Below are 21,162 nucleotides of genomic sequence, written 5' to 3' on the forward strand. Positions count from 1 at the left end.
AAAATCCTAATTTGTACTTCAATTCAAGCTGTGTCTATTTTTCAAAATGATTAAAATTAAAGCCCCTGGAAGAGTATGTTTATTCGGAGACCATCAAGACTATTTAGGGCTCCCTATAATTGCTTGTGCAATTAATAGACATATTGAATTAGAAGCTCATTTAAATAACTCTGAGTTGCTTAAAATACGTTTTATAGACATTAATCAAACCCGTTCCATTACAATACCTTATAATTTTAATAATTATAACCCGGAAGATACTTTTATCGCAGTTTTAAAAGTACTTGAAAGATATGGCTGTAAACCCAATCTTGGTTATGATATTTCAATCACAGGGAATATCCCAATTAATGCGGGCTTATCAAGTTCTTCTGCCTTAATCTTAATATGGATAAGTTTTTTGGTACAGGCATTTGGCATCAAAGTAGAGTGCAATCAAGAACTACTTGCTAAAATAGCCTATGAAGCTGAAGTTTTGGAAAGAAATGGACCTGGAGGTAAAATGGACCAATTTAGCATTGCTTTGGGAAACATAATTTATTTAGAAACTGACGAAAAAGCCGCTTATAAGACTTTCAATGGAGAACTACCTGGTCTTATTATAGGAGAATCTGGTATTCCCAAAGACACACTTGGTCTTTTAGCAGATAGAAGAAGGTTAGCTCTTGAATCCATCGTTTTCCTAAAAAATTTGAATCATGGGTTTGACGTTAAGAATATTACAGAAAATACGATAGAACATTATTTAGGTCAATTGCCGAATACGTTGAAACCTTATTTTAATGCAGCTGTTAGAAATCATTTAATTACTCAAAAGGCCTTATCAGAATTTGAAGAAGAACCTCTTGATATACCAATATTGGGTAAGTTGATGAGTCAACATCATTCCATCTTAAAAAACGATTTAAAAATTACTGTACCGAAAATTGATAAAATGATTGACGCAGCTTTATTAGGTGGTTCTTATGGTGCAAAAATCGTAGGCTCAGGGGGGGGTGGCTGTATCATTGCTTTAGCTCCCGAGAACAAAGAACAAAAAATCATAAAACAATTGAAACTAGCAGGGGCAGTAAATGCCTATAAAGCAGAAGTGTCAGAAGGAATACTACTATGATTAATAACCTTATCATTTTAGCAGGTGGAGCTTCTTCAAGAATGAAGAAAGAAAGTACCTTAAAAGGCCTATCTGAAAAAGCCGTCCGACAGGCCAATACTCGAAACAAAGGTCTTATAGAAATCGGAGAAAAGAACACACCATTTTTACACTACCTTTTACATAACGCCAAAACAGCAGGGTACTTAAATATCTATATTGTTATTGCTGAAAAAGACGATTTATTTCAAGCAGTATATGGAAAAAACGAAGTTAATAATAGTTATAAAGGACTTACTATTTCTTTTGTTCGTCAACACATTGTAAACGGCAGGTCAAAACCTCAAGGTACTGCCGACGCTCTTTATCAAGCGTTAGAACAATATCCTATTTTAACAAAAAGCTCTTTTGTAGTATGTAATTGTGATAATTTATATTCTACCAAAGTTTTTACCGCATTAAAAAAGGTTAACTCACGAAATGCTCTAATTGGTTATGATAGAGAGGGCCTTAATTTCTCTTCTGAAAGAATTGGAAAATTTGCTTTAATGAAAATTGATGAAGATGGATATCTTATGGATATCATAGAAAAACCTTCACCCGAAGAAGCGCTTAGTTATCAAGATGAATTTGGTAAATTAAGAGTGAGTATGAACATTTTTAAATTTGACGGAAGTCTTTTTTATCCCTTCTTAAAAAATTGCCCTATTCACCCAGAAAGAGACGAAAAAGAATTACCTACGGCTTTACTTAAAATGATAAGAGAAAAGGACTATAATGTAAAAGTAATTCCCATTTCGGAACATGTGATTGACTTAACAAGTAAGGATGATATATCGATTGTAGAAAAATATTTAAAAAAAAACTATCCGGTGGGTTTAAAATGGGAATGAATGTTTAATCCAAATGTAGTTCCGTTTTTATAAAATTATTTTTTGGAGCATTACACACAGAACAACAATATTGAATTGATAACGCCTTAAAAGAAGTTCCTGCTTTAATTCCATTTTTAATTTCACCTATTTTTTGATCGTAAATTGTCATACATGATTGGCATTGATAAACTTCAACAGGTTCTGTTTGATTTTTACCGTTTTCTTCTTTCATTATCTTAATCTCACGATTTAGATTGAAATAATTTTTACTTAGTTCCATTAACAAGACTGGTAATTCAACTTTATCTACATTTTGGGCATAAGATATATATTCATCAGTATTAGGGTCAAAATTTTTGAAATGCAATACGTTAAATGTATGTCTCGCTTCAAAAGCTTTTACAATTAAAGGCAATTCGTTCTTTTCAATAATAACTGAGGAAAAATGAGATCTTTTACCTACATCATTGCTAATCCCAAAAGTTAAGCCATAAGTACTAATATCTTTTTGATCAAAACTATTTACTAAGAACTTCTTTAACTCTAAGGCATCCAAATCGTCAACTGGTAGGTGCCAATTCATTTCTAGTTGAGAATGACGAACATTAATACCCCACTGACCAAGAAAACGTTCAAGTTCATGTCTACATTCTTGTTTTATGCCTTTTACAATAAAAGATTTCCATGGGGTAATACATATTTTTCCTATACTATTATCTAAACAAAAGCCACAAAATTCTTTCAAAAATTTTAAATCATAACGGTTATTTCTCCAATAAAGTCCGAGCCAATATTGATCAAGTCCCATACGATTCATTCCTTCATAATATGGAAAAGTTAAATAGGGTATTTCCAAAGGTTTGTCAAGCTTTTTGTTATTTGCATCTATCCTTTTATTTAGCATAAAAAATAGAGAATCAATATCAATTGCCTCTTCATAAATTGTATCTATAGCTTGAGAAATCTTTACAATGTCCCAACTATAAATCAAAACCGGATAATATTCTGGCTTTTTCCAGGAAGGAAGATTTATATGTAAATACCAATAATCTTCTTGTTCTGAGGCAATGAAGTTTAAATTTCCACTAAAAATGGGTACTAAACGCTGTTTTGGATCAGTAATATTAATTTTTAATTTTGGTTGAAAATTAAACTGTTCTAGAATATACAAATATGTGGAGCCTTTCAACCAAAACGTCATTTCAAAAATATCTGCCGAAACATAGGAACATACAATATTTTGAAAATTCCTGTCGGTTATAATATCAGTGTTAAACTTAGATGTTTTTTCTAATTGTGATTGATCATTTTCTTGTAAGGGAAACAGCAAATCTTGCCGAGAACCAAAATAAACTTGGTTCAACCCTGCAGCCTCCAGCATAGTGATAATGTCCATTAACTCCCCTGGGGAGGTAACTCCACCTTTGAAAAATATACGATGTAAATCATCATTTTTCATATCTCACTTTTATGTTGTAATTGAAGCTAATTCCAATTCTAATAGTGCTTTGACCTCAGGTTTACAACTACCACAACCTAAGCCCGCTCCAGTATTAGCACATATTTGAAAAAAATCTTCACATCCCTTTGAAATAACTTCTTTAATATTTCCTTCTCCTACCTGACTACAAGAACAAATTAACTTGCCTTTTAATGGCACTGTGTTTGAGGCACCCCTTAATAGCTCATCACGTTTTTCAGAAAGCTCTATTTCTTCTTCTATTAGGCGTTTAAATTCTGCAAATTCATTTTTATCCCCCAATAAAATAGCACCTTTAAGGGTGTCATTTTTTACAATACATTTTTTGTAAAATCTTTTGCGAACATCCATTAAAATAATTTCTTCATAAGAATTATCATTTGGAGGTACATTGACCATTCCTATACTACATAATTCTAAATTCTCAAACTTTAAAATATTCATGAGCACAGATCCAGAGTAAATACTTGCAAGATCACCCAAAATATAATTCGCACAGATACTCGCTTGTTGTTCGGCTGCCGAAGTAACACCAAATAGTAAGTTTTCAAATTCTGCTATTTCCCCCAGGGCAAAAATTTCAGGATTAGTGGTTTGTAAATAAGAATTAACAACGATACCTCTACGTGTTTTCAGCCCTAAATTCTTAGCTAACTCAATATTGGGGCGTGTACCAATAGCATAAACAATAGCGTTACATGTAATCGTTCTACCAGTTTTTAAAGTTACTTGTAGTGTATTTGGGGTTTGATGTTGTTCAAAAACCGTACTAACCTCGTTATCGAAGTAAACTTGAATTCCTCTTTCAGAAACATCTTCTGCTAACAATCTACTGGCTACAGGGTCTAATTGACGCTCCATTAAGCGAGGGGCGCGCTGAATTATACTAATATTTATTTTTATTTTTTTTAGAGAAGCCGCTAGTTCCAAACCAAGTAAACCGCCGCCAACTATAACTACATGTTGTTGGTCAGCAGGTAAATCTGTTTCGTTTAAATAACGCTTTAAATTATCAGCATCGGTCCGCTCTCTCATTGTAAATCGACCCGGCAAGTCCATACGGACTTCAGCTGGAACAAATGCTCTACTACCAGTTGCTATGATCAATAAATCATAAGAATGTTCTTTTCCATAATCATCTATAACTATTTTTTTTTCTTCTTCTATTTTAGCAATACCATTATTCGGATATAAATGAACTTGTAATTTTTCTAATTCTCCTTCTTTGAGTTTTAGTAAAGCTTCCCATGGTAATTCTTCGTTTACATATTCCGGTAACAAAACTCTATTATAGAAAGGATAAGCTTCTTTTGAAAAAACATGAAGTTCGTCTTTCTCGTTCTTTTCTCTATAAGATTGTATAAATCGATAGGCAGCAGCACCAGCACCTATAACTACAATTTTTTGTTTGGGCTTCTCATACTTTTCAACCTTTACAGCGCAATATTTAAAATCAGGTTCTTTAGATATTGGATCTACCAAATCATTAGTAATATTATTTGCTCTACTAAAGTCATTTTTCAATATTTTACCCCAGTGCATGGGCAAAAAGACTACTTTTTCTCTAATGTCAAAATTGATTTTAACTTTTACTCTTACACTTCCTCTACGACTAGACACAACCACAACATCATCTTCTTTAAGCCCATGAAGAAAAGCATCAACCTTGTTCATCTCTAAATAAGGAATAGGAATATGAGTTAGCAAACGTTTTACTTTCCCAGTTTTTGTCCTGGTATGCCATTGATCACGAACACGACCGGTGTTTAATATCAAAGGGTATTCTGTATTAGTTTGTTCTGACTGGTTATACAACTTTTTTGGTGCATTAAAGTGTGCTTTTCTGTTACTTGTGTAATAATCATGGTTTTGAAAAAGTCTTGGAGTCCCTTTATGTAACTTATGAGGTACTGGCCATTGAAAACTACCTTCTTTTCTTAGTCTTTCATAGGATAAACCTGAAATATCGATATTCGTTCCTTTTGTCATCAAACAATACTCATCATAAACTTCACTTGCTGAATTGTAATCAAAGCCTTTATAACCCATTTCTTGGGCAAATCGCCATAAAATTTCTACATCAGGCATGGCCTCGGCAGGAGGGTCGATAACCTTAGGTAAATAACTAATACGGCGTTCAGAATTAGTCATCGTACCCTCTTTCTCGAGCCATCCTGCTGCTGGCAATAACAAATCAGCATACTTTGTGGTTTCAGATTTATGTGAAATGTCTTGTACTACTACAAAATTAGCTTTCTCCAGAGCCGCTTCGACTTTTCTTGCATTAGGTAAGCTAACTACCGGGTTCGTACAGATAATCCAAATTGCTTTAAGTTTTCCCGATTCAAGAGCATTAAACATTTCAGATGCTGTGAGTCCAGCCTCTTTTTTTATGGGTTTTCCCCCCCAGAAATCTTCAACCTCTTTGCGGTGTTGCGAATTTCCTAAATCTCGATGTGCTGCCAAGAGATTCGCCATTCCGCCAACTTCTCTACCTCCCATCGCATTTGGTTGACCAGTCAAAGAAAAAGGTCCACAACCTGGTTTACCTAATTGCCCCGTTAATAATGAAATATTAAGCAGTGCTACATTTTTATCGACCCCTATTACGCTTTGATTAAGACCCATGGTCCACATACTTATAAACCGCTTTGAGTTGCTTATTAATTTTGCAGCTTTTTTTATCTCTTCTGTGGTAATGCCACATTGGTAAGCTGCTTGTTTTAAAGTAAGTTGAAAAGCGCTTTGCTTACAAGCTTCAAAATTTGAAGTATACTTTCTTATAAATGAAGTGTCAATTTTTTTGCGTTCTATAAGCCATCTTGCAATCGCATTGAACAAAATAACATCTGTGCCAGGTAGAATTTGTAAATGTTGATCTGCCAAAGCAGAGGTTTGTGTTTTCCTTGGATCCACTACCAATACTTTGACCTTAGGATTATCCTCTTTATGCTTTTCTAACCTTCTAAACAAAATTGGATGACACCAGGCCGGATTAGCTCCAGCAATTAAAAAACAATCTGCCAATTCAATATCGTCATATGAAATTGGTACCGCGTCTTCACCTAGAGTTTTTTTATAGCCAACGACAGCAGAACTCATACATAATCGAGAATTGGTATCAATATTATTTGTACCGATAAAACCCTTAGTAAGTTTATTTGCCAAATAATATTCTTCTGTTAAACATTGTCCTGATACATAAAAGCCAACGCTATCAGGCCCATGTTTATCTATAATACTTTTAAAAACCGCGGCGGCACGTTTAAACGCAATATCCCAAGTTGTTTTTTGAAGTGAGTGGTTTCTGCTCCAACGCATTTTAGGGTAAAGAATCCTATCACTAATATCTTGAGCAACATAATTAAGATTCTTCCCTTTAGAGCAGAGCATTCCTTTGTTTACAGGATAATCCTCAGTTCCATGCACCGAAAGAGTACCACGGATATCTTTACTGACAGTAATTCCGCAACCAACACCACAATAAGAGCAAATGGTGTTATGACTTTCTTTCTTTTGCATAAGACTCGTATAAACTTGGCCTTCGTTATAAAAAAGAAAAATAAAAAATTACGTATTAATACGTAGTAAGAATTTGATAATAGTTTGGGCAATTATTATTAGACTGATAATAATTATCTTGAGAAATTACAAGATTTTAAATTAAGTTGGCTTTCCTTGCCTTCTTTGAAAGCTCCATAAGGTTTTTGACCTCCATCTTACGCATTAGATTAAAACGATGTGTTTCAATGGTGCGCTTACTATTATTTAGTTTTTCAGATATTTCTTTATTCGTATATCCAGCTAATATCAACTCCAATACTTTAAGTTCTTTGTTAGTTAAATCGAATTCATTAATTTTTGGCACCTTCGAAAGAACTGTCTTATTTAAGTTCGAACTTTTATTTAATAAATTATTGACGAGAACATTTGAAATGTCACCACTAAAATACTTTCCGCCTTCTTCAACAGTATGGATAGCTTTAATAAATTCGTTTTTATCTGTATCCTTTAATAAATAGCCGTTTGCTCCTGCTTTTACAGATTTTAAAATATATTCTTCTGAATCATGCATAGAAAGAATTATGCACTTTGTTTTTGTTTTTTGAATGTTCAATTTTTCAACCGCCTCAATACCTCCCATCTCAGGCATTCTTATATCTATAATTAGAATATCTGGAGCTTTTTCATTTACCATTCTTATGGCTTCATTACCATTTGACACTTCAGCTATTACCTCTAAGTCTTTCTCTTCTTCAAGCAAAGCCCGTATACCGTCACGCACTAAGGCATGATCATCCGCTAAGACAATTTGAATTGTTTTTATAAGAACTTGTTCCTCCATTGTATCAAAAATAAATAAAAGAAGGCTACCACAATACTTAAGTATCATAATAGCCTTTCGAAGCAAAGTTTTTCGATAATACTTAATCTGGTTTAGCCGTGTTCAAAAACTTAGGTTTTAAAATAAGCATTGCCCATGCCCAATTTTGCGACCCCTTGGCTGCATCTTCTGTGACTCCCTTCAATTCATACATGCCATCAGCAGCAAACAATTGAGAGTATCCTAATTTTAAAGCATATCCTTTAAAGCCCTGTGTGTATACCAAATCAATTTCTGTACCTAATGCATTTTCTCCACTAGGTAAATCTTGCTGCCCCTTAAAGTTTAATACTTTAGCCAATAAACTTGATTTTTCACCCAATTTAAAATTTGCGCTAGCGTGAATATCAAATAGACCTATTGTATTGACATGGTTTCCCACATAGAAATAGTCCATAAATCCGTTGAACTTATGATTAGTTCCAAAAGTGGGCAGAAAAGCTTCTGTTTGATCTGTTGTATCTAAATCGTCACCACTAATAATTTCTAAACCTAATCCTAAGCCAATTTTACTAGAAGCCTTATAACTTAAATCAAGCCCAAGTAGATAAGCTCCTTTAACATCGGTACCTCCATTAAAAAATGTACCATTTTGTATAAAAACATTAGCAGCGGCACCGAAGCTATTCTTTTTATAGTTGAGATGTGTGCCTAATGTAAGCAAACTATTTACCCCATCTGCTGCACCGGTATCATCAAAATTTTGATGAGAATAATTAACAGCTAAAAAACTTCCTGAAAAACCTTCCCACTGCTGTTTTAAATACAAATGTTGCATGGCCTTATATTGAAAAGGATTATTCGCGGGATAGGCAGTTCCTTGATTTTGAAAACCGAAAAGAGGGCCTCCATTTTCATCTAAGTCTTGATTAAAAGCCAGACCGATGTCCATCATAAATTTATCTTTTTTGTATTTAAGCATTGCCAAATCATGGTTACGCCCTTGTTGAGCCCAATCTAATCCCCCAAAAAATCTTTGATCATCATAGGATAGTACTTGTCTTCCCAGTTTTGTTGACCAACCAGAACCTAATTGTAACTCAGCCCAAGCTTCAAATACTGAAAATGAATTATTGGAATCAACAGGTATTATTTGAGGATTTTCCCCCCAAACAATTAAATCTTGAAGGCTTAAATAAACCTTAAAAGATTCTGTTGAAAAGCCGGCATTTAAACGGGCCCTTGTATTTATTGCAAAACCTGCGTCAACCCCTTCAGGAATTAAAGTTTGAAAACCATTTCTGTATTCTGCTCTGGGACGAAACTGTCCATCCAGTGTAAATTGTGCTAAAATCGGTTGTACCGATAGGATAGCTAGGATAATTAAAATATAATTTCTTTTCATTTTTCTAAGTTTTAATTTGAGTTAGTATTAATGTTCTAAAAAATCAATAAGGTGTTTTCTATAATTATAGTAATCATCATGCTCTAAAACGGATTTTCGTGTGCGAGGCCGTTCAAAATCAATTGCAAGGATATCGCCTATTTTGGCTCTTGGACCACTGGTCATCATCACTACGCGGTCCGCTAAGAAAATAGCTTCATCAACATCATGTGTAATCATTACAGCAGTAATCTTTTCTTTGTTCCAAATTTCAATTAAGATATCTTGTAGTTCCCCTCTGGTTAATGAATCTAACATCCCAAAAGGTTCATCCAACAACAATACTTTAGGCTTAATGGCAAATGCTCTAGCAATTCCTACTCGTTGTTGTTCGCCTTGTGAAAGTTCATTCGCTTTTTTATCAAATGCCCCTTCTAAACCTACTTTATGCAGGTAGTATTTTGCAATATCTTTTCGTTGTGCTTTAGTTGCATGTGGGAATACCCTATTTACCCCTAAAAGCACATTTTGTAGCGCAGTCATCCATGGCATTAAGCTTGGTGCTTGAAAAATAACCCCCCTATCTGGACCTGGCCCCTTCACAGGATTCCCCAATACCGCTATATTACCTCCAGAAATTGGGTTAAGTCCTGCGATCATGGAAAGCATTGTAGTTTTTCCACAGCCAGAATGTCCAATTATTGTAACGAACTCCTCTTTCATAATCTGTAAGTTCAAATGCTCTAAAACCACATAATCACCTTTTGGAGTAGGGTATACTTTCTTTAAGTTAGTTAGATCTAACATCACTTTTGATGGAAAAAAAATACCATTCTCCATTGTTCCTAGTGATGTGTCTATTGTTGCCGTATCGGTATTCATCTTTTTATTTGTTTATTTCCACTGCTACTACTTATACTTATCTTAAGCCACAAAACTTACAGGGTTTACATCTGGAAGCTCATATGTTTTCTGTGATTCCGCTTTGCGCTCTTCCCCAATGCCCATTAAATAAGCAATGATGGCATTTCTGGTTTTTTTATATTCCTCATTATCATTAAGGGCGGTCTTATCTCTTGGGCGATCAATATTTATTTTAAATTCTGGACCAAGGGTCGCTTTTGGTCCTGGTCTTAAAGGAATAATCCTATCTGCCATATAAATGCCTTCATCGACGTCGTTGGTAATTAAAAGTGCGGTGCGCTTATCCTTACTCCAAATATTTAATATCTCATCTTGTAAGTTACCACGGGTAAGAGCATCAAGTGCTCCCAAAGGCTCATCCATAATAATCATCTCTGGATTCATTGCTAAGGCTCGTGCAACAGCAACTCGCTGTCGCATACCTCCAGAAAGTTCTTTTGGGCGTTTATTCATTGCTGGTGTTAGGCTTACCATTTCTACATAATTTGCAACCCGTTCTTTTATAGCACTTTTGCTCTCTTTTGGAAAAGCCTCTTTTACTGCCATGGCCACATTCTGTCCAACCGTTAACCATGGCAGCAAGGAGTAATTTTGAAAAATCACTCCACGCTCATGACTGGTGTCTGTAACGGGTACTCCTTTAAAAAGTACCTCGCCACTAGTAGTTTGTAATAGCCCATTAATTAAGTTTACCAAAGTTGTTTTTCCACTTCCTGTAAAACCTACAATAGCTACAAATTCTCCTTCTTCTATAGATAAGTTGATATCCGTAAGTACTTCGGTAGCATTTACACCTTCACCATAGGTTTTTCCAACATTTTTTAATTCTAAATATGCCATAGTCTTTTCTGTTATGCGGTTGCATTTTTATTAAAGGAAACTGCATTCTGGATAATTAACATAATCCTATCCAATAAGAATCCTATGATTCCAATGATAAACATTGCTACAATAATTTTAGAATTAGAATCATTAGCACCATTTTGAAATTCTTCCCAAACAAATAATCCAAGTCCTGGACTTTGGGCTAAAAGTTCTATGGCAATCAAAACCATCCAAGCGACTGAAAGTGTAATTCTTAATCCTGTAAAAATTAAAGGTAAAGATGATGGTAAAATCACTTTAAATACTTTTTGAAGCGGACGTAACTTTAGTACTTTGGCAACATTAATAAAATCTTTATCTACCGAAGAAACTCCCATTGCTGTATTGACTAAAGTTGCCCACATGGCGCACAAGCCAACACTTATGAATGAAATGACAAATGAATTATCTGAACTTGTTCCTATCAATAAAGTTTTTACAATCATAAAAACCAATAAATACCAAACAACAGGAGATACCGGTTTAAATACCTGAATAAACCAGTTTATGGCATTTCTTAGGGTATCACTTAAACCAATAACAATGCCTATAGGAACTGCGATAAAAAGTGCTAGTAAAAAGCCTGCAAATACTGTTTTTAAACTTGTTAAAACAATATCAATAAATGATGGCCTACCAGTGTAAACTATAGGTTCTTGACCTGCCGCTACACGCTTCTCATTTACTGCTGCCGTCTTGGTGGCAAAATCCAACTTATCTTGTTTAATTACATAGTGATCTGCAATAAGTGTTTGTAAAGATGCCCATACTTGACTTGGAGAAGGCAAGGTGTTGGTCTGGCAATTAGACTCATTTAATGCAAAACAAGCTCTTAACTCATCGGCTGCTGCTTGTCCTTGGTCAGCCACCGCCTTTTCTACTCTAAAATCTATTTCTCTTTGTCTTAGGGCATCTGCACCCACATGCCAAATACCTATAAATACTAGTATCGAAACTATAGGTACAATAAGCTTCTTTAGCACAGTTCCAAAGTCAAACTTTGGCGGCTTAATTTTTAGTTTAGATAGGAGGGCTTTTACACCCTCTATCATTTTTCCTTGTTTCTCCGTATTATCTACTGTTATGCTTTGCTTCATGACTTTACAGTATTGTGTTAATATTACAGAGAAGTATCTTCTTTGTTACCAATAGAAAAGCTATTGATATACCCTAATGGGTCCTTAGCATCGTAAGTAGTGCCATCGATAAAATCTGATGTAGCTGGTTTATATCCATCAGTTGAAGGAATATCGCTTGCAGGTATATGACCTTCTGTCACCAAAAGATCAGCCGCTTTTTTCCAAATATCTGGACGATAAATATCTTTAATAGTTTCTCCATACCATGCTGCTGGCTTAGATTCTGGAATCTGTCCCCATCTACGCATTTGTGTTAAGAACCAAATTCCGTCAGAGTAGAAAGGATAGGTTGCATCATACTTATAGAATACATTAAAATCTGGCATAGAACGCTTGTCCCCTTTTTCAAACTCAAAAGTACCGGTCATAGAGTTTGCTAAAACTTCTTCTGGAGCACCGACGTATTGCGACATAGATAATATTTTTACAGCTTCTGCTCTATTAGATGGCTCGTCTAACCATTTACCTGCTCTAATTAAAGCTTTTGTGACTGCTACAGCTGTATTAGGATTTTCTTCCACAAACTTCTTAGTCATTACAAACACTTTTTCTGGGTTATTTTTCCAGATATCATAATTGGTGGTTACTGGAACACCTATGCCTTTAAATACCGCTTGTTGGTTCCAAGGCTCACCTACACAGTATCCGTAGATTGTACCTGCTTCTAAAGTAGCAGGCATTTGTGGCGGTGGCGTTACAGATAGTAAAACCTCTGCATCTATTTGTCCTTGAACATTATCCGCAGTATACATTCCTGGGTGAATACCAGCAGCTGCCAACCAATATCTTATCTCATAGTTGTGTGTTGATACTGGAAATACCATACCCATTTTAAAAGGCTTACCACTATTCTTGTACTCGGTAATTACAGGCTTTAATGCATCTGCTTTTATGGGATGAACTGGTTTCCCATCAGCATCAGTTGGCACATTTGATTTCATTTTAGACCATACGTCATTTGAAACAGTAATTCCATTACCGTTTAAGTCCATAGAAAATGGTGTTACCAAATCGGCTTGTCTACCAAAACCAGCACCAGCGGCAATAGGCTGACCCGCCAACATATGTGAGCCATCTAATTGACCGTCAATAACACGGTCGAGTACATTTTTCCAGTTTGATTGTGCTTCTACGGAAACAAAAAGCCCCTCTTCTTCAAAGAATCCTTTTTCCTTAGCGATAGCCAAAGGAGCCATATCTGTAAGTTTAATAAAACCGAAAGTCAGTTGTGGTTTTTCAATTTCTAGGGAAGCTGTTTTACTTTCCGTTTCTTCAGAACCAGTTTCTTTTTTGGTTGTTTTTCCTCCGCAAGCGACAAGCAAAATTGCAACTAAACAGAAAGCAGAGGTTTTCATTATCAAAGATTTCATAGTATTAGGTATTAATAGTGAGTTAATCATTTACGTAGCAAACATACATTATAATTTAAGTATTTATACTTAGTTTATTTTATTTTTACGATTTAATACGTATTTTTATGAAACAATTGAATCCAGCAGTCTAAAATTTAAGTATCTGAAAAAAAAGGGAGTGTATTTTAAGAGGTTGTAAATTATTTAACAAAACAAAAACCTAACAATAGTTAGTTTTCAAACTTTATTTGGAAGTCTTTCCGTAGCTATAAAATAAAAAAACCACAACTCTTAAATTATGGTTTTGTTTTGGCATCTATTTAAATGCAGTTAATTTCCTACTATATCATTTTTAGTGCTCATAGCTATTGCTACTACTTCATCAATCATATTTCCTGGAACATTCAATTCCTCTAAACTACTGACTAGGTAATCAGCAACAGTATTAAAATGAGCCTCAGTAATATCCATGTGGGCATGTGCCTCTTTCATACTTTTACCTGTATATCCCATTGGACATCCAAAAGCATAAGCTAAAAAAGCTTTCTGCTTCCCTGCTTGGTTTTTTACATCCGTATTACTAAAAAAGTGATTAATACTTTCATCCGCCAATACCTTATTGTAGAAAATGTCTACAGCAGCATTTACAGCATCCATTCCGCCTATACGATCAAAAAGTGTTTCTTGTTCCATGTGATATAATTAGATTAGCTATGTAACTAATTTTGAGTATTATTACGTAAAAAACAAGTATTTAATCCTTCAAATACTTATTTTTAAGGATTCTCCACATTGTAGGCCTAAAAAATATGACCTCATAAAAATATTGGTGTGTATTTTAACAATCTTTGGTGCACGAAATATTATTTGGTGATTAAAGCTGTGAACAGATGACACGTTGCACTTCTTCTTCAAAAAATGAAGGATGCCTAGCTACCACATCACCTATAACAATAATCCCAGCTTTACTAGTATCCAAATTTAAAATTTGATGTTTTACATTACCTAGAGTTCCAATCAGTGCTGACTCATTTGGCAAAGAACCGTTTTGTATTATAGCAAAAGGAGTCGATGATCCTCTATATCTACTTACTTCATTAGCAATATCTAGTATTTTTCTAACTCCCATTAGAATTATCATCGTACATGCAGATTGTGATGCATATTTTAAATCTTGCGAAAAAGAACCGTCTCGCTTTGTGGCGGTCATTACCCAAAAACTACTACTTACACCTCTCTCTGTCATAGGAATTCCTTGGCCGCCAGGCACAGCAATAGCACTGGAAATCCCTGGAATCACCGTCGCGGGTATACCAAAAGATTCTACAAAATCTATTTCCTCGTTGGCACGACCAAAAACAAAAGGGTCGCCTCCTTTTAATCGTACTACATGACCATAGGTGATAGCTTTTTCCAATATCAAGCTATTTATATCTTCTTGTGCCAAAGAGTGCTTTCCGCATCTTTTTCCTACGTATATTTTTGGCGTCGAAGCTGGTATTTCAGTTAATAGCTCCTTGCTTACTAAAGCATCATACAATACAATATTTGCTTGTTTTAAAGCATTCAATCCCCGAACAGTTATTAAATCTTTACTGCCCGGACCAGCACCTACTAAGGTAACTTTAGGTCTAATCTGTGAGTGCCTCATTTTTAGTTTTTATAGTTGACTTTTACCAAATCTGCAACAAGAATACGTAATTATTTTGATATAATTATATTAAAAATACGTAATTATACGTAATATTGTCTTCTAAAATTTAATCAAAGCATATGAAAACTATTGTTGTTATTGGCAATGGAATGGTGGGCCACAAATTTTGTGAAAAATTTGTAGCGCAAGCAGATAACTCACAATATAAGTTAGTTGTATTTGGTGAAGAAACTCACCCAGCCTATGACCGTGTCCACCTAAGTGAATTTTTTGAAAATGGTGACGCAAAAAGGCTTTCTCTAGCACCGAGATCATGGTACGCAGACCATAATATAGCCTTACATACCAAGGAATTGGTAACTGATATTAATAGAACCGCCAAAACGATTACAACCAGCAAGGCAAACTCATTAAAATATGATATACTAGTCCTTGCGACCGGTTCATTACCTTTTGTTCCTCCAATAAAAGGGGTAGAAAAAAAGGGGGTTTTTGTCTACAGAACCATTGAAGATTTACAAGAGACTTTGGCCTACGCCTCAACTATAAAAGGTGGTAAAGCCGCTATTTTAGGGGGCGGCCTCTTAGGGCTTGAAGCTGCAAAAGCGGTAATGGATATGGGACTAGAACCCCATGTGGTAGAATTTGCCTCAAAATTAATGCCTAGACAGTTAGATATTAGAAGCAGCAAGGTGCTTCAAGTGAAGTTAGAATCGATGGGCATAAATATCCACCTCAGCAAAGCCACAAATCAAATTCTTGGGAATGGAAAAATTACAGGAATGGAATTCGGTGAGGATGACACTCTTAAAGTTGATATGTTGATTATTTCCGCAGGTATTCGCCCAAGAGATGAACTGGGTAAAAGCGCAGGACTTGAAATGGGCACTAGGGGCGGTATTGTAGTTAACAATAAAATGGAAACGTCTGACCCCAATATCTTTGCAATAGGCGAAGTAGCCCTATACAATCATATGATATATGGTCTAGTAGCCCCAGGTTATGAAATGGCCCAAGTGACTGTTGATCAAATTTTGGGCAAAAACGATACTGTTATGCCAGCAGACATAGATATGTCTACCAAGCTTAAATTGATTGGGGTTGATGTAGCAAGTTTCGGAACTCCTTTTATGCCAGTAGAACAGGGACATTCGATTATTTTTGAGAACAAGACGGAAAACCTATACAAAAGAATAAACGTTTCCCATGATGGAAAAAAATTGCTTGGTGGAATCCTGGTAGGCAATGCTGATGATTATAATATGTTACATCAGATGTATATAAATGGAATGAAAATTCCTGATAATCCTGCACAACTAATTTTACCTTCTAGTGAAGGCGCAGCCTCTTTTGGTGATGTTATGGATTTACCAAACGAGGCCCAAATTTGTTCATGTGAAAGTGTTAGTAAAGGGCAAATTTGCGAAGTAATCGAAAATGGAGCAGCAAAAGATTTAGCCGATGTCGTTTCTTGTACAAAGGCTGGCACTGGTTGTGGTGGCTGTAAGCCAATGGTTAAAGATCTTACGGAGGCCACTTTAAAGTCTTTAGGTATTGAAGTAAAAGATACCATCTGTGAACATTTTGATTATAACCGCCAAGAATTGTACAGCCTTATTCAAGTAAAAGAATACCAAACCTTTTATGAAGTATTAGATAAACACGGCAATGGTGGTCATGGCTGTGAAATCTGTAAACCTGTTATTGCTTCATTGATGGCAAGTATTAATGCAGATACAGCAAATAAAGAATATGCAATACAAGATTCCAATGATAGGTTTTTGGCAAATATTCAGCGGAACGGGACTTATTCTGTGGTACCCCGTGTTCCTGGTGGAGAAATTACTCCAGATAAATTAATTGCACTAGGTAACATCGCTAAGAAATACGACCTATACACTAAGATTACCGGTGGTGTTCGTATCGATTTGTTTGGTGCGACCTTAAATCAATTACCATCAATCTGGAAAGAACTTATCGGCCATGGTTTTGAAAGTGGACATGCTTATGGGAAAGCTTTGCGTACTGTTAAAACTTGTGTGGGATCAACTTGGTGTCGTTATGGAATGGATGAAAGTGTAAGTTTTGGTATCGAACTTGAAAATCGTTACCGAGGTATCCGTGCTCCCCATAAAATAAAAGGGGGAGTTTCTGGGTGTATTCGTGAATGCGCTGAGGCAAGGGGTAAAGATTTTGGCCTGATCGCAGTAGAGGGCGGATGGAATTTATATGTTGGTGGTAATGGCGGTGCCACCCCACGCCATGCAGAACTATTAGCTGAACAGATTGATAATGAAACCGTAATAAAATACCTAGATCGGTATTTAATGTTCTATATGCGCACCGCTAAGCCTTTACAGCGCACTGCAGCTTGGCAAGAGCGACTTGAAGGTGGAATGGCGTATTTAAAGGAAGTTATTGTTGACGATAAACTTGGTCTTGTAGAAGATTTAGAACTAGAGATGCAAACCCTTGTAAATAAATTTGAATGCGAGTGGACTCAAGCTGTAAACAACCCTGAAATGATGAAGCGTTTTAGCCACTTTGTAAATAGTAAAGAAGAGGATGATAACTTAGTTTTTGTTCCTATGAGGAAGCAAAAAATGCCAGAACAGTGGAGCTAACAAATTGCACATCAAATTTTAAAAACATGGAAAAAATCTTAGAAAAATATAAAACAACTTCATTAATGGAGGCAAAAGTTTGGTTTAAAGCAGCACCCGTAAAAGATTTTCCTTTAGATGGAGGTGCTTGTGTAAAATATAAAGACAAACAAATTGCTGTTTTCAACTATACAAGATTAAACAAATGGTATGCTTGTCAAAACCTATGTCCCCATAAAATGGAAATGGTTTTAAGCAGAGGAATGATTGGTGATTTTAAAGGCATTCCAAAAGTGGCCTGTCCGTTACATAAAAAGACTTTTTCTTTAGAGGATGGTAAAAACCTCAATGGTGATTTAGATGCAATAGCCACTTATCCTGTTAAAATAGAAGACAACTTTGTGTATATTGGCTTTTCAGAATAATTTTTAGAACGCCCTTAATATATGGTTGAACCAGAAAAATTACTGGAAGCTTTTCGTCTTTTCGATGAAGCCAATAGCAAAGACCCTAATAGTGAGGCAGTCGATGGGATAAGGTATCCAAAAGAGGTGTTGTACGCTTCACGAATGACAGAAACACTCAATAAATTTGAACCTAACGCTTCCGAATCATTAAGGCTTACCGCTCATTGCCAACATATTTGCAGATGGGAAATTCCTAGAAATTCTTTTGAAATGAATCGTGCCGGGTATTTAAAGTGGCGACAAGAACTAAAGAAATTCCACGTTAAAAAAGCAAAGGAAATTTTAACAGAAGTAGGTTATAGTGAAACTATCATAGCGCAAGTTGCCTTTTTGCTCTTAAAAAAACAGTTGAAAAAAAGTATTGAAACACAAACATTGGAAGATGTTATCTGTTTGGTGTTTTTACAATATTATTTTGAGCCGTTTACAACAAAACATAACGATGCCAAAATAATTGATATTTTACAAAAAACTTGGCGTAAAATGTCTGAAAAAGGGCGAGCGGCTGCGCTTAAAATTACATTTTCTAAAAAATCAGCTGAATTAATAAATCAAGCAATTTCAAATTAAACGAAAGTTAAAGGCAAGTTTATTTAATGACGGGACAGGTAAAAAAAATAGCATTAGATACAACTACATTTTTAAGAGTTCAAAAGTGGTATTTACTCGCTTTTGCCGGAATCGCAGTAACAATTATTATAGCACAAATTTTAATTCAACAACATCTTAGTTCACAACTAAATGATTCAAGAATAATTAACGTAGCAGGACGTCAACGAGCTTTTAGTCAGAAACTTGTCAAAGAAGTGATGTTGCTTAAAACCGTAGCGCCTGATAAAACCTTACAACTAAAAATTCTTAATGACTTAAAGCAAACACTTTATATCTGGAAAACTTCGCATAATGGTCTTCAAAATGGCAATGATAGTATTGGTCTTCCTAAAGAAGTTAACTCAATTATTTTAAATCTTTTTTCTGAATTGAATCCCCATCATAAAGCGATGGTTAATGCAGTAGAAACTATTTTAAAAGAGGGGGGGGGCCTAAATATTCATTCTAATTCTTATGCCGATGAATTACAAATACTATTAACAAATGAACAGCCATTTTTAATGAAAATGGACGCAATAGTTAATGAATATGACCAACAAAGTAAGGAACGATTAGAGAAGTTAAAATTAAAAGAACTTTTATTATTTGGATTCTCTTTGCTAATACTTTTTCTTGAAATTGTATTCATTTTTCGACCGCTATCATTGCAAATTAGAAGTACAATTTCAAAACTTATTCAAAGTCAAGAAGAAACAGAAAACAATGCCAAAGAAATCAAAAGTCTTTTTGTTGAAAAAGAAAAATCATTGCAAGAACTACAAGAACTAAATTTTGTTATTGATAATGCTGCGCTATTTGCCAGTGCAAGAAATGATGGTTCTATTGTTTTTATTAGCAAAAAATTTCTAGAGCTTTTAGACCATTCTAAAAGTAAATTAACTTTAACTATTTCGGAGGTTCTAACACAAAACCAAGGACAGCAGCAATATCTTCATGAGATTCTTAGTAGCAAACAAAGAAATATTCGGACTGAAGAAATTGAAATTACAACTTTTACAGGTGAAAAGATTTGGTTGGACATGTCAATAATACCGATGCATCAATCAAGCTTAGTGCAAAGCGTACTCATTTTGTGCTCTGACATTACTGAAAGAAAAAATAATCAAATTAAAATTGAAGAACTTACTAAACAGAACTACGAAGAAAACATACGCCAAAAACAATTACAAGCAAGTCAAATTGTAGAAGGACAAGAAGAAGAACGAAAAAGAATTGCCAAAGACATACATGATGGTATTGGACAAATGTTAACGGCATTAAAATTTAATATTGAATCTATTAACCTCAGCCAAAAAGAAAAAACAAAAGAAAAGATTGAATATTTGAAAATCTTAACTTCAGATTTAATTAAGGGTGTTCGTACAGCAACTTTTAACCTTACCCCTCCTGAATTACAGGATCATGGTATTTTTCCGGCTTTACAAAAAATGACACATGAGTTGGGCAAATTAACTGGACAAAATATTCTTTTTGAAAATAAAGCTTCTGAAAATATTCGTTTTGATTCTTTAGCCGAAACCAACATTTATAGGGTTACTCAAGAAGCTGTCAATAATGCCATTAAATATGCGCAAGCCAATTATATTTTAGTAACCATTAATTATAAGGATAATATTTTAAGTGTTTTAATTGATGATGATGGTAAAGGTTTCGATTCTGCAATTCTTGACCAGGCTCCAAAAAATAATAGTGAAGGAGGTATGGGAGTCTTCTTTATGAAAGAGCGCATTGGTTATATTGATGGTAGATTATTCATAAATTCTATTCCTGGAGAAGGAACAAGAGTTACTATAAATTACAATTTGAAGCTAGATGGATCGAAATGAATTATATCCTGTATTTCTAAAAGTAAATAACCTAAACGTACTTATCGTAGGTGGTGGTAACGTCGCTGAAGAAAAACTTACCTTTTTGTTGAAATCGAGTCCTAATGCCAAGGTCAAAATGATATCGCCAATGTATAGAGACGCTACTAAAGAACTAGCTAAAAATCATCAGGTAAAATTGTATAAAGGCAAGTACAAAAAACGTTTTTTAAAGAAAAAACATATTGTAATAGCTACAACTGATAAACCTTCTGTAAATGAAAAAGTTTATGCAGATTGTAGAAAGCGTTCAATTTTAGTGAATGTTGCTGACAATCCTCCCTTTTGTGATTTTTATATGGGAGGTATTGTTACAAAAGGCAATGTAAAAGTAGCTATTTCAACCAACGGAAAATCACCGACCACAGCCAAAAGACTGCGTCAATTTTTCGAAGATGTAATTCCTGAAAATATTGATGATTTAGTTAAAAATTTAAATGAATACCGTAAGACAATCAAAGGTGATTTTGAAGAAAAAGTAGAAACATTAAATGAATTCACTAAAGGGCTAGTGAATAAAAAATAA

General features: G+C 34.8%; 17 protein-coding genes. 7 read left to right on the forward strand and 10 right to left on the reverse strand.

The genetic code is table 11. The features are described 5' to 3' along the window. Positions 1 to 46: 46 nt before the first annotated feature. Both RM520_RS01850 and RM520_RS01855 read left to right on the forward strand, forming a co-directional pair. Complete coding sequence (locus RM520_RS01850) at positions 47 to 1,114, forward strand: GHMP family kinase ATP-binding protein (RefSeq protein WP_311386770.1); 1,068 nt, start codon at positions 47 to 49, stop codon at positions 1,112 to 1,114. After that, the gene (locus tag RM520_RS01855) at positions 1,111 to 1,986 is read left to right on the forward strand and encodes a sugar phosphate nucleotidyltransferase (protein WP_311386771.1); all 876 of its coding nucleotides are present in this window, start codon (positions 1,111 to 1,113) and stop codon (positions 1,984 to 1,986) included. The genes RM520_RS01850 and RM520_RS01855 overlap by 4 nt, the downstream gene beginning before the upstream one ends. Before the next feature lie 4 nt (positions 1,987 to 1,990). On the opposite strand, the gene RM520_RS01860 is transcribed toward RM520_RS01855, so the two are convergent. The 10 genes from RM520_RS01860 to cobA form a co-directional block, all read right to left on the reverse strand. Further along, positions 1,991 to 3,427 carry a rubredoxin gene (locus RM520_RS01860; RefSeq protein ID WP_311386772.1) on the reverse strand — a complete coding sequence of 479 codons (1,437 nt, stop codon included), beginning with the start codon at positions 3,425 to 3,427 and terminating at the stop codon, positions 1,991 to 1,993. Between the two features lie 9 nt (positions 3,428 to 3,436). Then, entirely contained in the window at positions 3,437 to 6,970 is a 3,534-nt protein-coding gene (locus RM520_RS01865) for a molybdopterin-dependent oxidoreductase (RefSeq protein ID WP_311386773.1), read from the reverse strand. 136 nt (positions 6,971 to 7,106) lie between these two features. Continuing rightward, positions 7,107 to 7,793 carry a response regulator gene (locus RM520_RS01870; protein WP_311387385.1) on the reverse strand — a complete coding sequence of 229 codons (687 nt, stop codon included), beginning with the start codon at positions 7,791 to 7,793 and terminating at the stop codon, positions 7,107 to 7,109. Between the two features lie 82 nt (positions 7,794 to 7,875). Then, positions 7,876 to 9,177, reverse strand: a complete 1,302-nt coding sequence (locus RM520_RS01875; protein ID WP_311386774.1) for an alginate export family protein — start codon at positions 9,175 to 9,177, stop codon at positions 7,876 to 7,878. 27 nt (positions 9,178 to 9,204) lie between these two features. Continuing rightward, positions 9,205 to 10,038 carry an ABC transporter ATP-binding protein gene (locus tag RM520_RS01880; protein ID WP_311386775.1) on the reverse strand — a complete coding sequence of 278 codons (834 nt, stop codon included), beginning with the start codon at positions 10,036 to 10,038 and terminating at the stop codon, positions 9,205 to 9,207. A 42-nt stretch (positions 10,039 to 10,080) separates the two neighbouring features. Continuing rightward, a complete protein-coding gene (locus RM520_RS01885; RefSeq protein ID WP_311386776.1) occupies positions 10,081 to 10,920 on the reverse strand; it encodes an ABC transporter ATP-binding protein in 840 nt (279 codons plus the stop codon). 11 nt (positions 10,921 to 10,931) lie between these two features. Further along, a complete protein-coding gene (locus tag RM520_RS01890; RefSeq protein WP_311386777.1) occupies positions 10,932 to 12,041 on the reverse strand; it encodes an ABC transporter permease in 1,110 nt (369 codons plus the stop codon). Between the two features lie 23 nt (positions 12,042 to 12,064). After that, positions 12,065 to 13,453 (reverse strand): CmpA/NrtA family ABC transporter substrate-binding protein, encoded by a 1,389-nt coding sequence (locus RM520_RS01895; RefSeq protein ID WP_311386778.1) that lies wholly within the window; start codon positions 13,451 to 13,453, stop codon positions 12,065 to 12,067. 312 nt (positions 13,454 to 13,765) lie between these two features. Next, a complete protein-coding gene (locus RM520_RS01900) occupies positions 13,766 to 14,128 on the reverse strand; it encodes a group I truncated hemoglobin (protein WP_311386779.1) in 363 nt (120 codons plus the stop codon). Between the two features lie 181 nt (positions 14,129 to 14,309). Further along, a complete protein-coding gene (gene cobA, locus RM520_RS01905) occupies positions 14,310 to 15,086 on the reverse strand; it encodes a uroporphyrinogen-III C-methyltransferase (RefSeq protein ID WP_311386780.1) in 777 nt (258 codons plus the stop codon). 122 nt (positions 15,087 to 15,208) lie between these two features. Between cobA and nirB the strand changes: the two genes are divergently transcribed. Genes nirB through RM520_RS01930 form a run of 5 tightly spaced genes read left to right on the forward strand, consistent with a single transcriptional unit; the run spans position 15,209 to position 21,162 of the window. Next, positions 15,209 to 17,713: a nitrite reductase large subunit NirB gene (nirB, locus tag RM520_RS01910; protein WP_311386781.1), complete on the forward strand. Its 2,505-nt coding sequence runs from the start codon at positions 15,209 to 15,211 to the stop codon at positions 17,711 to 17,713. 26 nt (positions 17,714 to 17,739) lie between these two features. Next, a complete protein-coding gene (nirD, locus tag RM520_RS01915; RefSeq protein ID WP_311386782.1) occupies positions 17,740 to 18,117 on the forward strand; it encodes a nitrite reductase small subunit NirD in 378 nt (125 codons plus the stop codon). A gap of 21 nt (positions 18,118 to 18,138) precedes the next feature. After that, complete coding sequence (locus RM520_RS01920) at positions 18,139 to 18,729, forward strand: DUF4202 domain-containing protein (protein ID WP_311386783.1); 591 nt, start codon at positions 18,139 to 18,141, stop codon at positions 18,727 to 18,729. Positions 18,730 to 18,755: 26 nt separating this feature from the next. Continuing rightward, positions 18,756 to 20,597: a PAS domain-containing sensor histidine kinase gene (locus RM520_RS01925; protein ID WP_311386784.1), complete on the forward strand. Its 1,842-nt coding sequence runs from the start codon at positions 18,756 to 18,758 to the stop codon at positions 20,595 to 20,597. Then, positions 20,584 to 21,162: a precorrin-2 dehydrogenase/sirohydrochlorin ferrochelatase family protein gene (locus tag RM520_RS01930; RefSeq protein WP_311386785.1), complete on the forward strand. Its 579-nt coding sequence runs from the start codon at positions 20,584 to 20,586 to the stop codon at positions 21,160 to 21,162. Before RM520_RS01925 ends, RM520_RS01930 begins: the two co-directional genes overlap by 14 nt.

The organism is Croceitalea vernalis (assembly GCF_031846405.1).
Classification (GTDB): domain Bacteria; phylum Bacteroidota; class Bacteroidia; order Flavobacteriales; family Flavobacteriaceae; genus Croceitalea; species Croceitalea vernalis.